Origin of the sequence: Rhodococcus oryzae, assembly GCF_005049235.1 — a bacterium.
Taxonomy (GTDB): Bacteria; Actinomycetota; Actinomycetes; order Mycobacteriales; family Mycobacteriaceae; genus Rhodococcus_G; species Rhodococcus_G oryzae.
This window is the reverse complement of sequence record NZ_SUMD01000003.1, coordinates 218,421-231,751: the sequence shown is the minus strand read 5'-3', so window position 1 is coordinate 231,751 and position 13,331 is coordinate 218,421. Positions and strand designations below refer to the sequence as shown.

General features: G+C 68.5%; 13 protein-coding genes. 11 read left to right on the top strand and 2 right to left on the bottom strand.

What is annotated here, in order from left to right; translation table 11 throughout:
• Window positions 1-224: 224 nt before the first annotated feature.
• The 9 genes from urtA to FCG67_RS07270 all read left to right on the top strand — a co-directional run bounded on the left by urtA (window position 225) and on the right by FCG67_RS07270 (window position 9,123).
• The gene (gene urtA, locus FCG67_RS07310; protein ID WP_136908533.1) at window positions 225-1,499 is read left to right on the top strand and encodes an urea ABC transporter substrate-binding protein; all 1,275 of its coding nucleotides are present in this window, start codon (window positions 225-227) and stop codon (window positions 1,497-1,499) included.
• 48 nt (window positions 1,500-1,547) lie between these two features.
• Window positions 1,548-2,432 (top strand): urea ABC transporter permease subunit UrtB, encoded by an 885-nt coding sequence (gene urtB, locus FCG67_RS07305; RefSeq protein ID WP_136908531.1) that lies wholly within the window; start codon window positions 1,548-1,550, stop codon window positions 2,430-2,432.
• On the top strand, window positions 2,429-3,529 hold the full coding sequence (urtC, locus tag FCG67_RS07300; RefSeq protein ID WP_136908529.1) for an urea ABC transporter permease subunit UrtC: 1,101 nt from the start codon (window positions 2,429-2,431) through the stop codon (window positions 3,527-3,529). Before urtB ends, urtC begins: the two co-directional genes overlap by 4 nt.
• On the top strand, window positions 3,526-4,347 hold the full coding sequence (gene urtD / locus FCG67_RS07295; protein ID WP_097210189.1) for an urea ABC transporter ATP-binding protein UrtD: 822 nt from the start codon (window positions 3,526-3,528) through the stop codon (window positions 4,345-4,347). Before urtC ends, urtD begins: the two co-directional genes overlap by 4 nt.
• Entirely contained in the window at window positions 4,340-5,047 is a 708-nt protein-coding gene (gene urtE / locus FCG67_RS07290; RefSeq protein ID WP_136908527.1) for an urea ABC transporter ATP-binding subunit UrtE, read from the top strand. Before urtD ends, urtE begins: the two co-directional genes overlap by 8 nt.
• Window positions 5,048-5,049: 2 nt before the next feature.
• Window positions 5,050-5,760, top strand: a complete 711-nt coding sequence (locus FCG67_RS07285) for a GntR family transcriptional regulator (protein ID WP_136908525.1) — start codon at window positions 5,050-5,052, stop codon at window positions 5,758-5,760.
• 162 nt (window positions 5,761-5,922) lie between these two features.
• Complete coding sequence (locus tag FCG67_RS07280; protein ID WP_097210342.1) at window positions 5,923-6,804, top strand: SDR family NAD(P)-dependent oxidoreductase; 882 nt, start codon at window positions 5,923-5,925, stop codon at window positions 6,802-6,804.
• Window positions 6,801-7,340 carry a carboxymuconolactone decarboxylase family protein gene (locus tag FCG67_RS07275; protein WP_136908523.1) on the top strand — a complete coding sequence of 180 codons (540 nt, stop codon included), beginning with the start codon at window positions 6,801-6,803 and terminating at the stop codon, window positions 7,338-7,340. Before FCG67_RS07280 ends, FCG67_RS07275 begins: the two co-directional genes overlap by 4 nt.
• Before the next feature lie 166 nt (window positions 7,341-7,506).
• Window positions 7,507-9,123: an MFS transporter gene (locus FCG67_RS07270; protein WP_136908521.1), complete on the top strand. Its 1,617-nt coding sequence runs from the start codon at window positions 7,507-7,509 to the stop codon at window positions 9,121-9,123.
• Window positions 9,124-9,166: 43 nt separating this feature from the next.
• On the opposite strand, the gene FCG67_RS07265 is transcribed toward FCG67_RS07270, so the two are convergent.
• Entirely contained in the window at window positions 9,167-10,033 is an 867-nt protein-coding gene (locus tag FCG67_RS07265) for an SDR family oxidoreductase (protein WP_136908519.1), read from the bottom strand.
• A gap of 135 nt (window positions 10,034-10,168) precedes the next feature.
• On the opposite strand from FCG67_RS07265, the gene FCG67_RS07260 reads away from it, so the two are divergent.
• On the top strand, window positions 10,169-10,567 hold the full coding sequence (locus FCG67_RS07260; RefSeq protein ID WP_136908517.1) for a winged helix-turn-helix transcriptional regulator: 399 nt from the start codon (window positions 10,169-10,171) through the stop codon (window positions 10,565-10,567).
• 73 nt (window positions 10,568-10,640) lie between these two features.
• Here the strand turns inward: FCG67_RS07260 and lpdA are convergent, their stop codons facing one another.
• Window positions 10,641-12,047: a dihydrolipoyl dehydrogenase gene (gene lpdA, locus FCG67_RS07255; RefSeq protein WP_136908515.1), complete on the bottom strand. Its 1,407-nt coding sequence runs from the start codon at window positions 12,045-12,047 to the stop codon at window positions 10,641-10,643.
• Window positions 12,048-12,300: 253 nt separating this feature from the next.
• Here lpdA and FCG67_RS07250 point away from each other — a divergent pair, with 253 nt between their 5' ends.
• Entirely contained in the window at window positions 12,301-13,329 is a 1,029-nt protein-coding gene (locus FCG67_RS07250; protein ID WP_136908514.1) for an alpha/beta hydrolase, read from the top strand.
• Window positions 13,330-13,331: the final 2 nt, after the last annotated feature.

Sequence of the window (13,331 nt, the reverse complement as noted above, 5' to 3'; positions counted from 1 at the left end):
CGACGGCCCGAGCCGGCGAAAACGCTGCTCGGGCAGACCTGTTCACCTGCCGGTAATCCGGGACACAAACAAGTCACGCAGTGACATTCAGGCGCAACAACGCGCCCATATCGTCTGCGCTCACACGAATACAGCCTTGTATACGCATCGCGGATACAGGGCGTGTTCGGTGTGCGGCGCGCGCTGTCCGGGCGGCCGCCTCCCCGACGAAGGAAAGGCTGTACATGTCCGTTTCTCGTAGGACCACGATCTCCAAGCGCGCCCTCGTTGCCCCGGCGGCCCTGGCCGCGGTCGGCCTGGTGCTCAGCGCGTGCGGCAGCAAGGCGGGCGACGAGACCGCCGCGTCCGGCACCACCGAATCCTGCGTGAACACCTCCGGTGACACCATCAAGGTGGGCTCGCTGAATTCGCTGTCCGGCACCATGGCGATCTCGGAGGTCACCGTCCGTGACTCCATCGCGCTCGCCGTCGAGGAGATCAACAACTCCGGTGGCGTGCTGGGCAAGAAGATCGAGATCGTCGCCGAGGACGGCGCCTCCGAGCCGACGGTCTTCGCGGAGAAGGCCGAGAAGCTGATCAGCAGCGACTGTGTCGCAGCGGTTTTCGGTGGCTGGACCTCCTCCAGCCGCAAGGCCATGCTGCCCGTGTTCGAGGACAAGAACTCGCTCCTCTACTACCCCGTCCAGTACGAGGGCCTCGAGGACTCCAAGAACATCTTCTACACCGGCGCCACCACCAACCAGCAGATCATCCCGGCCCTGGACTATCTGAAGGAAAAGGGCGTGAAATCGCTCTACCTCGTCGGTAGCGACTACGTGTTCCCGCAGACCGCGAACCGCGAGATCAAGGCCTACGCAGCCGCCAACGGCATCGAGATCAAGGGCGAGGACTACACGCCGCTCGGCTCCACCGACTTCTCCACCATCGTCAACAAGGTCCGGTCCGCGGACGCCGACGCCGTGTTCAACACGCTCAACGGTGACTCCAACGTCGCTTTCTTCCGCGAGTACACCAACGCCGGCCTCAAGGCCGCCGACATGCCCGTCGTCTCGGTCTCCATCGCCGAGGAGGAGGTGGCAGGCATCGGTGCCCAGAACATCGCGGGCCAGCTCACCGCCTGGAACTACTACCAGACCATCGACAGCCCGGAGAACAAGAAGTTCGTCGACGCCTACAAGGCCAAGTACGGCGCCACCAAGCCCACCTCGGACCCGATGGAGGCGGCCTACACCTCCGTCTACCTGTGGAAGAACACCGCGGAGAAGGCCAACTCCTTCGCCGTCGAGGACATCCAGAACGCCGCTGACGGAGTCACTTTCAACGCGCCCGAGGGGCTCGTGACGATCGACGGCGACAACCACCACATCACCAAGACCGCCCGCATCGGAGAGATCCGGCCCGACGGCCTCATCTACACGGTCTGGGACTCGGGCAGCCCGATCGAGCCCGACCCGTACCTGACCAGCTACTCCTGGGCCGAGAGCCTGGCCAGCAAGTAGCCGACCCGAGTAGCCGACGACAGAGAGTAGAGAGGACGGGCATTCGACATGGATGTCGTGATCGGACAGTTGTTCACCGGCCTGAGTATCGGGTCGATCCTGCTGCTGGCAGCGCTGGGACTGTCGCTGACCTTTGGCCAGATGGGCGTCATCAACATGGCGCACGGCGAGTTCATCATGGCCGGGTCGTACACCGCCTACGTTGTGCAACAGGTGTTCTCGACGGCGGGGTCGTCCCTGCTGATCTCTCTGCTCGTCGGCTTCTTCGTCGGAGGGGCCATGGGGGTGCTGCTCGAGGTGACCCTCGTGCAGCGGATGTACCACCGCCCGCTCGACACCCTGCTGGTGACGTTCGGCGTCGGCCTGATCCTGCAGCAGCTCGCCCGCGACATCTTCGGGGCACCGGCGGTCAACGTGGTCGCCCCGGATTGGCTGTCCGGCGGTGTCGACATCCTCGGCGCCGTCATCCCGAAGACCCGCATCTTCATCCTGGTGCTCGCCATCGTCTGCGTCGCGGTGCTCTCCGTCGCGCTCAAGACCACCCCGATGGGGCGGCGGATCCGGGCCGTCGTGCAGAACCGCGACCTCGCCGAAACCAGCGGGATCTCCAGCCGCAGAACCGATATCACCACCTTCTTCATCGGCTCGGGCCTGGCGGGCGTCGCCGGTGTGGCGCTGACCCTGATCGGCTCGACCAGCTCCACGGTCGGCCAGTACTACCTCATCGACGCGTTCCTGGTTGTGGTGGTCGGCGGCCTCGGACAGATCAAGGGCGCGGTGATCGCGGCGTTTGCCCTCGGCATCCTCAACTCCTACATCGAGTACTCGACGACCGCCTCGATCGCGAAGGTCATCCTGTTCGTGATCATCGTCGTCTTCCTCCAGGTGCGCCCGCAGGGCCTGTTCGCCGTGAAGACAAGGAGTCTCGTATGACCGGCATGCTCACCCGCTGGCGGCCGCTGGCCGGATTCGGTCTCGCCGCCCTGGTGCTGTTCGGCCTCGCACCGGCTGTGCTCAGCGACTTCCGTCTGAACCTGCTCGGCAAGTTCCTCTGCTTCGCCATCGTCGCCGTCGGGATCGGATTGGCCTGGGGCCGAGGCGGAATGCTCACCCTCGGCCAGGGCGTCTTCTTCGGGCTCGGCGCCTACATGATGGCCATGCACCTCAAGATCGCGGACGCCGAGCTCAAGGGCAACGACGTGCCCGACTTCATGCAGATCGCCGGGATCGGCGAGCTGCCCGGCTACTGGACGCCGTTCACCTCGCCGTTCGTCACCATCCTCGCGATCCTCGTGGTGCCCGCACTGGTCGCCTTCGTGCTCGGCCTCGGCGTGTTCAAGCGCCGGGTCAAGGGCGCCTACTTCGCCATCCTGTCGCAGGCGCTCGCGGCCGCCTTCGCGATCCTGCTGGTCGGCCAGCAATCGATCGGAGGCAGCAACGGGCTCAACAGGTTCCGTACCTTCTTCGGCTTCAACCTCAACGACCCCGCGAACAAGCGGATGTTGTTCTTCATCGCCGCCGGTGTGCTGCTCCTGGTCGTCGCGCTGACCCGACAGCTGATGTACAGCCGCTACGGCGAACTGCTGGTCGCGGTCCGGGATCAGGAGGAGCGGGTCCGGTTCCTCGGCTACGACCCTGCGAACATCAAGGTCGTCGCGTACGTGGTCGCGGCCTTCTTCGCCGGCATCGCCGGGGCCCTGTTCGTCCCCATCGTCGGCATCATCTCCCCCGCCGACGTCGGCATCGTCCCCTCGATCGCGTTCCTCATCGGCGTCGCGATCGGCGGCCGCGCCACCCTGCTCGGTCCGGTGCTCGGCGCCATCGGCGTCGCGTGGGCGCAGTCCACCCTGTCCGAGAACTTCCCCTCCGGCTGGATCTACGCCCAGGGGCTGCTGTTCATCGTGGTGGTCGGCTTCTTCCCCGCGGGCGTTGCCGGACTGATCGAGCTGATCCGGCGCCGAAAGCCGCGCGCCGACGCCCCCCGTGACGAGACCCCCGACGCCCTTCCCGAACTCGAGGTGGCCCGATGACCAACGCGACAGCTCCCGTGTTCGGCGGCAACGCCGGAATGTCCAGCCAGTACCTCGAGGTCCGGGACCTGAGGGTGACGTTCGACGGGTTCACCGCCGTCGACGGGGTTGACCTGACCCTGATGCAGGGCGACCTGCGCTTCCTCATCGGCCCCAACGGCGCGGGCAAGACCACCCTGGTCGACGCGATCACCGGCCTGGTGCCCGCGACCGGCTCGGTCGCCAAGTCGGGCGTGGAACTGATCGGCAAGAAGGTACACAAGATCGCTCGGCTCGGCGTCGGCCGAACCTTCCAGACGGCAAGCGTTTTCGAGCAGCTCAGCGTCCTGCAGAACCTCGACATCGCGGCCGGTGCGGGTCGCTCCGCGCTGACGCTGCTCCGTCGCCGCGGCTCCGTCAGCCCGCAGATCGAGGAGGCGCTCGAGATCACCGGCCTCGGCCACCTGCGCGACAAGCCGGCAGGCATCCTCGCGCACGGGCAGAAGCAGTGGCTCGAGATCGGCATGCTCCTGGTGCAGAACGCCGACGTGCTGCTGCTCGACGAACCGGTCGCGGGCATGAGTCACGACGAACGCGAAGAGACCGGAAACCTTTTGCGGCGCATCGGTGGTGAGCGAACGGTCGTCGTCGTCGAGCACGACATGGACTTCATGCGCGCGTTCGCCACCTCCGTCACCGTGCTGCACGCGGGCAAGGTCCTCGCCGAGGGCACGGTGGAGGAGGTCCAGGCCGACCCGAAGGTCCAGCAGGTCTACCTCGGCACCGCCTCCGCCGCCGAGCCCGAGCCCACCGCCACGAAGGAGACCGAGAATGCTTGAGCTGAGGGACGTTCGCGCCGGCTACGGGCGCACCGAGGTGATCCACGGCGTGACCGTCGAGGTGCCTGCAGACGGGGTGGCCGCGGTGATGGGACACAACGGGGCAGGCAAGACCACCCTGCTCCGGGCCGCGGTCGGGCTGCTGAAGATCAACTCGGGCCAGGTGCTGTTCGACGGCGAGGACGTCAGCAAGCTGCGCCCCAGCGCAAGGGTGGCCCGCGGCCTGGCCTATGTGCCGCAGGGACAGCAGTCCTTCGGGCAGCTCACCACGGCGGAGAACCTGCAGGTCGTGGCCGACGGGCGCAAGCGGGGACGGTCGCTGATCGACGAGTCGCTCGACCTGTTCCCCGCCCTCAAGGGGCTGCTCACCCGGCGGGCCGGGCTGCTCTCCGGCGGCCAGCGCCAGCAGCTCGCGATCGCCCGCGCCCTGATCACCGAGCCCCGGATGCTCATCCTGGACGAGCCGACCGAGGGCATCCAGCCGTCGGTGGTCGCCGAGATCGAGAGCACCATCGTCGAACTCACCGGCCGCGGCGGTCTCGGCGTGCTGCTGGTGGAACAGCACATCGGCTTCGCCCTGCAGGCGGCGCAGAGCTACTACGTGCTCGAATCCGGACGGATCACCTCGACCGGCGAAGGCGGCCGCGGCGTTCGTTCGCCCGGCGCGGAGTCCGCTGTCCGCGCGGCGATGGCCATCTGACCATGGCCGCGAGATCGCGGGCGCGTCAGGAACATTCACACCTGGGAGAGCAGGTGTACCGGGCGCTCCGCGATGACCTGGTCTGTGGGCGGTTCAGCCCGCTCGACCGCCTGGGCGAGGAGCGCCTCGCCGAGCTGTACGGCGTCTCCCGCACCCCCGTGCGGGAGGCCCTGGCCCGGTTGCTCTCGGAGGAGCTCGTCGCCCGCGAGGACGGCGGGCTGTTCCCGTACCGGCCGAGGTTCGAGGACCTGCACGGCCTGTACGAGCTCCGGATGACCGTCGAGCTGAGGGGCATCGACCGGGTCATCGAGGATCGCAGGCTCGAACACGCGCAGGACATACTGCGCGCCGAGCTCGAGCGCTGGATCCGGATGCGGGCGGAGCCACCGACGCCCGGCCCGGACTTCATCGCGAGCGACGAGGCCTTCCACACCGCGCTGCTGCGAGCCTCGGGCAATCACGCGCTGAGCGAGGCGCTCGACTCCGTGCACAGCAAGCTGCGCCCGGTGCGCCGGCTGGACCCGTGGACCCCGGAACGCGTCCGCGCCACCATCGACTCGCACCTGAAGATCGTGCGCGGCCTGCTCGCCGGGGACCTGGGGCCCGCGGCCGGGGAGCTGCACCTGCACCTGCTCCGGTCCAGGGACCTGGTCGTCGAGCGCACCGGCCAGGCGGTGGCCAGCTCCGCGATGGCGCGCGCGATCCGCGAGTAGCCGTCCGCCGAGTGTGCACCCACCGTCGCCCGCTCCCGGGCGATGCCCCGATAACTGCACACTCGCGGGGCCGGCCGGACCGCGAATGTCCGCCGCTCGCGGGGACGTCCGGTGTAGCGTTTTTACTACCGTTGAGTAAGGACACAGAGGGTGTGGAACGCGATGGCAAGAAGTCTCGAGGAGGGGCTGGCTGGGCGCCGCGTCCTGATCACCGGCGCGGCCAGGAGCATCGGGGCCGCCCTCGCCAAGCGGCTGCACGCCCACGGCGCGAAGGTCGGCTTGCTGGGACTCGAGCGTGAACTGCTCGAGCAGGTGGCGACGGCGTGCGGGAACGCGCCATGGCGCTACTGCGACGTGCGCGACCACACCCAGGTCGACGCGGCCGTCGCCGGGATCGTCGACGAACTGGGCGGGCTCGACGTGGTGATCGCCAACGCCGGTGTCGGGGCGCAGCTGCCGATGCTCGGCGGCGACCCGGCCGTCATGCAGCGCATCGTCGACGTCAACCTGATGGGCACCTACTACACCCTGCGCGCGGCGGGCGAACACATCGGACACCGCGACGGGTACGCGCTGATCATCACCTCCGGAGCCGTCGGGGCGCAGCTCCCCCTGCTCGGTGCGTACAGCGCGACGGCGGCCGCGGCGGAGGCGCTCGGCAACACCCTGCGGGTGGAGATGCGTCACCTCGGCACCCGAGTCGGCGTCGGGTACCTGGGTGAGATCGACACCGACATGATCTCGATCGGCTTCGACACGGCGGCCGCGGACAAGATCAAGTGGTCGGGCATGTTCACCGCGATGTCCCCGCTCGAGGTCGCGATCACCGCCTTCGAGAAGGGAATCGCGCGGCGCCGCAAGCGGATCTACGCACCGGGCTGGGTCGGCGGGCTGCTGCATTGCCGGATGGCGGCGCAGCGGATCGTCGAGCTCCGGCCGCAGCCGCACATGGCGCAGGCGCTGGCCATCGCGCGGACCGAGCACACCAGGTACACCACCGCGCAGCCCGAACTGCCGCTCCGTCTCTCGGACAGCGCCCGGTGAGCGCGCGGACCACCCCGGGCCGGCTGCGCGAGCTGGGCCCGATCAACTGGGTGCTGTGGCGCGGGCTGTCGGTCGGCGGGGGCACAAGGGACGCGCAGCTGTTCAGCACCCTCGGGCGCACCAAGGGGACCTTCCGCGGCTGGCTGCACTTCTACTCCGGGCTGTTGCCCGGCGGCCGGATCTCCCGGCACGAGACCGAGCTGATCATCCTGCGGGTCGCGCACCTGCGGGAGTCCGAGTACGAGATGGACCACCACATCAGGCTCGGACGCCGGGCCGGGGTGACCCCCGAGTTGCTCGAGCGGGTGCTGGCCGGACCGTCGGCCCCGGGCTGGAGCGAGCGGCACCGGGCGATCCTGACCGCGGTGGACGCGCTGATCGAGACCAAGGACCTCGACGACGACACCTGGTCCGCGCTGGCCGAGCACTTCGACGAGCGCGGAATGATCGAGTTCGTGCTGCTGGTCGAGCGGTACGACATGCTGGCCACCGTCATCAGCACCCTGCGAGTCGACCGGGACACTTTCCGGCGGTAGGCCCGCAGTGTTCACACGCGCGCGCCCAGGGCAAGCCGGGACGGCCCCGATGTGACGATGCCAACCCGACCAGCCGTTTTGATTGACCGTCGGTTGCGCCCGTCGGTAGCGTCCGGCCTCTTGGGCCGTGACGCGAGTCCGCGCCTCCTGACGGCAGGAATTCAGCATGTCCACTGGCACACGGGACCTCAGCGACGAGGTCGCGGGATCCGCGATCAGCGAGAACCCGAACCACGAACGGCGCTGGCTGGTGCTGTGCATCGTCGCTCTCGCGCAGCTCACCGTGGTCCTCGACGGCACCATCGTCTCGATCGCGCTGCCCGACGCCCAGGTCGAGCTGGGCATCAGCGACTCCGACCGCCAGTGGGTGGTCACGGCGTACGCACTCGCGTTCGGCGCGCTGCTGCTGCTCGGCGGCCGCGTCGCCGACTACTGGGGGCGCAAGCGCTCGTTCATGGTCGGCATGGCCGGCTTCGCGATCGCGTCCGCGATCGGCGGCTTCGCCCAGAACGGCATGCAGCTGTTCACCGCCCGCGCCCTGCAGGGCGTGTTCGCGGCGCTGCTCGCCCCGGCCGCGCTTGCCATCCTCACCACCACCTTCGTCGGAGAGAAGGAACGCGCCAAGGCCTTCGCCGTGTTCGGTGCGATCTCCGGCGGCGGCGCCGCCATCGGCCTGCTGCTCGGCGGCTTCCTCACCCAGTACGTCGACTGGCGCTGGTGCCTGCTGGTGAACATCCCCGTCGCGATCTTCGCGATCGCCGTCACCGCGCCGATCGTCCGGGAGACCAAGGCACACGGCGACACCAGCTACGACATCCCCGGCACCGTGCTCATCGCGATCGGCCTCGGCTCCCTGGTCTACGGCTTCACCCAGGCGGAGAAGCACGGCTGGGCCTCCACCCAGACCGTCGGGTTCATCGGGCTCGGGTTGGCCGCGCTTGCGGCCTTCGTGCTGGTCGAGAAGCGCTCGAAGAACCCGTTGCTGCCGCTGTCGGTGCCGTGGCACCGCGACCGCGGCGCCGCGTTCATCGGCTCGATGCTGGTGGGCTCCGCGCTGCTCGGCGGCACCCTGTACCTGACCTTCTACCTGCAGATCGTGCTCGGCTTCAGCCCGGTGGCCGCCGGCTTCGGCTCGCTGCCGATGGCGATCTTCATCGTGATGGCCGCGGGCATCTCGGCCAACCTGAGCACCAAGATCGGGCCGAAGCCGCTGATGATCGCCGGGCCGCTGATCGCGGCGATCGGGCTGACGCTGCTGACGCAGATCGGGGTGGAGACCTCCTACTGGACGCACGTCTTCCCTGGCCTGGCGACCTTCGGGTTCGGCCTGGGCCTGCTGATGGTGCCGATGCAGAACCTGTCGCTGATCGGCGTCAAGGATCACGATGCCGGGGCGGCGAGCGCGCTGGCCAACGCCACCATCCAGATCGGCGGGGCGCTCGGCACCGCGCTGTTCACCACGATCTACGTCTCCGCGAAGTCCGCGTGGAGTGCCGCCAATGCCGCCCCGACCGCGCCCGCGGGCGTCCCCGCGAGCGCGATCCCGGCGGACCTGGCCACGGCCGTGCCGCCGACCGCGGAGGAACTGGCGGCGCTGCCGGCCCCGGTGCAGGAGTTCATCGGCTCGCTCAAGGAGTACGCGTTCACCGCGGAGGTCTCCGGCTACGCGCACGTCTTCGGCTGGGCCGCCGCGCTGATCGCGGTGATCACGCCGCTGGTGGTCGTGCTGGTCCGCGCGAAGAAGGGTGATCTGCCCGACGAGGCACCGGTCGGGATGCACTAGGCGGCTGCGCCGCCTGTGCGCGGTTGACGAGTCCAGGGACTCGTCAACCGCGCACGGGCGCGGAGCGCCTCAGCACCTCGGCGACCGGGGTGGACGAGCGGCCGATCAGCATCTGCAGGTCGCCGCTGGTGGTGTCCAACGCGCCGACCTTGATGCCTGCGTCCGAGTTCGCGAGCATCCCCGCGTAGACCGCGGGCAGGCCCGCGCTCTCGAGGGCGGCACCGAACTGGTCCTCCGAGAGATCCTGGTAGACAACGGTCTTGCCTGCCGCGTCGGAGATCTTCGCGGCCAGCTCGGCGAGGGTCAGGCGCTCGTCGCCGCCGAGCTCGTACACCTTGCCTGCCTGGCCGTCCGAGAGCAGCACGACGGCCGCGGCCTCGGCGTAGTCGGCCCTGGCGGCGGCCGCGACCCGGCCGTCGCCCGCGGCTCCGGCCAGCATCCCGCGCTCGATCGTGCCCGCGAGGTCGGTGGTGTAGTTCTCCCAGTACCAGCCGTTGCGGAGGAGGGCGTGCTCGATGCCCGAGGCGGCCAGGACCTCCTCGGTGGCCTTGTGCTCCTGCGCCAGGGTCAGCACGCTGTTCGCGGCGTCGAGCACGGAGGTGTAGGCGATGAACGCCACGCCCGCGGTCGTGGCCGCCTCGATGACGTTGGTGTGCTGCGGTAGCCGCTGACCGACCTCGCTGCTCGAGATCAGCAGCAGCTTGGCGGCACCGGTAAGAGCGCTCTCGAGTGCCTCCCGGTCCGTGTAGTCGGCCGCGCGGACCTGCACACCCTTCGCCGCGAGGTCGGCGGCCTTGGCCGGGTCGCGGACCACTGCGACCAGGTCGCCCGCGTCGGCTCCGCGCGCCAGCAGGGATTCGACGACGAGGCGGCCGAGGTGTCCGGTGGCACCGGTGATGGCGATGGTCATGTGCACTCCTGGGTGTCGCGAGTCAGTTGAGTTGACGCTTCAAACAAACCGTCTGCGTCCATCATGCACTTATTTTTCGTAAGTGCAACCATTGGCGTTAGTGCTGCGGTATCGGCGGGTAGTAACCTGGCGTCCATGACCGCCCCCGACCTGCCGCGCCCGGCCGATGCGGACCCGAGCCTGGAATCCGACGTGTTCGCCCGTGGCTGCACCTCGCGCCCGGTTCTCCAGGACATCACCGGACGGTGGGGAACGCTCGCCCTGGCGGCCCTGGCCGAGGGCCCGTTCCGCTTCAGCGCGTTGCGGCGACGCGTGGACGGGGTCAGCGAGCGGATGCTCTCCCAGACGCTGCAGGCGCTCGAGCGGGACGGCCTGGTGCTCCGTGACGTCCTCGGGACCATCCCCCCGAAGGTCGAGTACAGCCTCACCGACCTCGGCGCCGAGGTCGCGGCGCAGCTGACCAGCCTGATCCACCTTGTCGAAACCCGGATGCCGACGATCACCGAGGCACAGGCGCACTACGACTCCCGCTGACGCGGCTCCGGTCGAAACGACAAAGGGGGCGTCCGGCACACGGCCGGACGCCCCCTTTGGGTCGGAGCTGGGGTCAGAAGTTGATCATGTGTCCCGCGAGGCCGTGGATGGCCTCCTGCAGGGCCTCGCTCAGCGTCGGGTGCGTGTGCACGTTGCGCGCGAGCTCGTTGACCGTCAGGTCCCACTTCTGGGCGAGGGTCAGCTCGGGCAGCAGCTCGGACACGTCCGGACCGATCAGGTGGCCGCCGAGCAGCTCGCCGTACTTGGTGTCCGCGATGAGCTTGACGAAGCCGTTCGGGTCGGCCAGGCCGTGGGCCTTGCCGTTGGCGGTGAACGGGAAGGTCGCGACCTTGATGTCGTACCCCTCCGCCTTGGCCTGCTCCTCGGTGAGCCCGAAGCTGGCCACCTGCGGCTGGCAGAACGTGGCGCGCGGCATCATCCGGTAGTCGCCCAGCTCGAGGGTCTCGGCGTTGCCGATCGTCTCGGCCGCGACCACACCCTGCGCCTCGGCGACGTGGGCGAGCTGCAGCTTCGCGGTGACGTCACCGATGGCGTAGATGCCGGGCACGTTGGTGCGCATCCGCTCGTCGATGGCGATGGCGCCGCGGTCGGTGAGCGCCACACCGGTGCTCTCGAGGCCGTAGCCGGTGACGTTCGGCGCGAAGCCGATCGCCTGCAGTACCTTGTCCACGACGACGGTCTCGACCTCGTCGCTGCCGTTCTTGGCCATGGTGACGGTGACGCCCGCCGCGCCGTTGTCGGTGACCGACTGCACGCCGGTCGAGGTCTTGATCTCGATGCCGTACTTCTTGTAGCGCTTCGCGATCTCCTTGGAGACGTCCGCGTCCTCCATCGGCAGTGCGCGGTCGAGGAACTCGACGATCGTCACCTTCACGCCGTAGTTGTGCAGGACGTAGGCGAACTCCATGCCGATCGCGCCCGCGCCGACGATGAGGATCGAGCCGGGCAGCTCGCTGGTGAGGATCTGCTCCTCGTAGGTCACCACGTTCGCGCTGACTGCGGTGCCGGGCAGCATCCGGGTGGTGGTGCCGGTCGCGATGATGACGTTGTCGAACGTGACGGTCTCGGCGGTCCCGTCGGACTTGGCCACCGAGATGGTCTTGGCGTCGGTGAAGGTGCCGCGACCGTCGTACTCGGTGATCTTGTTCTTCTTCATCAGGAAGTGCACGCCCTTGACGCGGCCGTCCGCGACCGAGCGGCTCCGCGTGAAGGCGGCCCCGAAGTCGAAGCTCACATCTCCAGAGATGCCAAAGGTCTTGGCCTCGTTGTGGAAGATGTGGGCGAGTTCCGCGTTGCGGAGCAGCGCCTTGGAGGGGATGCAGCCCACATTCAGGCAGACACCGCCCCAGTACTTCTCTTCGATGATGGCGGTTTTCAGTCCGAGTTGTGCCGCGCGGATAGCAGCGACGTACCCACCGGGACCGGCCCCGAGAACAACGACGTCATAGTGTGAGGTCACGATTGCCCAGGGTAGACCCGCGGCGATTCGCTGTCCCGCCATGGTCTGGTTACCCATCGGTAGCCGGCCGAGAATCACCCCGAGATCCGCCCTACCTGGGGATTCACTCGGCGCGGTGGCTGGCGACCTGACCCCTCGGGTAAAAATGAAGATGGCCCCGTCCGACGTGGCCAGATGAACGACGTCCGATTTACCCGAATCGCGTAACGACCGGGTTCGGTGAACCGACGAATCAACAGTGAAGGTTTCTCGCATGCGTCCTCAGACATCCCGCCGCGGCCGCCTCGTCGCGGCGGCGATCGCGCTCACCGTGTTGCCGATGCTGGTGAGCCCCGCCCTCGCGCCCGCGGCGCCGGCCACCGCGCAGTCGGAGTCCGGATCGAAGCTCGAGCGGATCGAGAAGAACTCCGACCGCAAGGTGACCGCGTACGTGTACTCGGCGGCGATGGACGAGGTGATCCCGGTCGAGGTGATCACCCCCGCCGACACCAGCGCGCCCCGCCCGACCCTGTACCTGCTCAACGGCGCGGGCGGCGGCGAGGACCGCGCCACCTGGCAGAAGCAGACCGACGTGATGAGCTTCTTCGCCGACAAGAACGTCAACGTGGTCACCCCGATCGGCGGTGCCTTCAGCTACTACACCGACTGGCAGCAGGACGACCCGACGCTGGGTCGCAACAAGTGGCAGACCTTCCTGACCAAGGAACTGCCGCCGATCATCGACACCGCTTTCGGCACGACCGGCGTCAACTCCATCGCAGGCATCTCGATGGCGGGTACCTCGGTGCTCAACCTCGCGATCGCGGCCCCGCAGCTGTACAAGAGCGTCGGTGCCTACAGCGGCTGCGCGGAGACCAGCACCGACGCGGGCAAGTTCTACGTCCGCACGGTCGTCGAGTCCCGCGGCGGCGCCGAGGCCACCAACATGTGGGGCCCGTACGACGGCCCCGGCTGGGCCGAGAACGACCCGGTCGTCAACGCCGAGAAGCTGCGCGGGATCAAGCTGTTCGTCTCCTCGTCGAGCGGCCTGCCCGGCGACCACGACAACCTGGCGAACCCCGCCGTCAACGGCAGGGTCGACACGCTGGCCAACCAGGTGATCGTCGGCGGCATGATCGAGGCCGCGGTCAACCAGTGCACCCACAACCTCCAGGGCAGGCTTGGCCAGCTGGACATCCCGGCGACCTTCGACTTCCGCCCCGCGGGCACCCACTCCTGGGGCTACTGGCAGGACGACCTGCACGAGTCGTGGCCGATGCTCGCCGAGTCCATCGGCCTGTGACG

Excerpts from the sequence above, each read along its gene's own strand:
- FCG67_RS07270 (WP_136908521.1), top strand. The coding sequence starts at position 7,507 with ATGTCCACTGGCACACGGGACCTCAGCGACGAGGTCGCGGGATCCGCG.
- FCG67_RS07280 (WP_097210342.1), top strand. The coding sequence starts at position 5,923 with ATGGCAAGAAGTCTCGAGGAGGGGCTGGCTGGGCGCCGCGTCCTGATC.
- FCG67_RS07265 (WP_136908519.1), bottom strand. The coding sequence starts at position 10,033 with ATGACCATCGCCATCACCGGTGCCACCGGACACCTCGGCCGCCTCGTC.
- FCG67_RS07285 (WP_136908525.1), top strand. The coding sequence starts at position 5,050 with ATGGCCGCGAGATCGCGGGCGCGTCAGGAACATTCACACCTGGGAGAG.
- urtE (WP_136908527.1), top strand. The coding sequence starts at position 4,340 with ATGCTTGAGCTGAGGGACGTTCGCGCCGGCTACGGGCGCACCGAGGTG.
- urtC (WP_136908529.1), top strand. The coding sequence starts at position 2,429 with ATGACCGGCATGCTCACCCGCTGGCGGCCGCTGGCCGGATTCGGTCTC.
- FCG67_RS07260 (WP_136908517.1), top strand. The coding sequence starts at position 10,169 with ATGACCGCCCCCGACCTGCCGCGCCCGGCCGATGCGGACCCGAGCCTG.
- urtB (WP_136908531.1), top strand. The coding sequence starts at position 1,548 with ATGGATGTCGTGATCGGACAGTTGTTCACCGGCCTGAGTATCGGGTCG.
- FCG67_RS07250 (WP_136908514.1), top strand. The coding sequence starts at position 12,301 with ATGCGTCCTCAGACATCCCGCCGCGGCCGCCTCGTCGCGGCGGCGATC.
- urtD (WP_097210189.1), top strand. The coding sequence starts at position 3,526 with ATGACCAACGCGACAGCTCCCGTGTTCGGCGGCAACGCCGGAATGTCC.
- urtA (WP_136908533.1), top strand. The coding sequence starts at position 225 with ATGTCCGTTTCTCGTAGGACCACGATCTCCAAGCGCGCCCTCGTTGCC.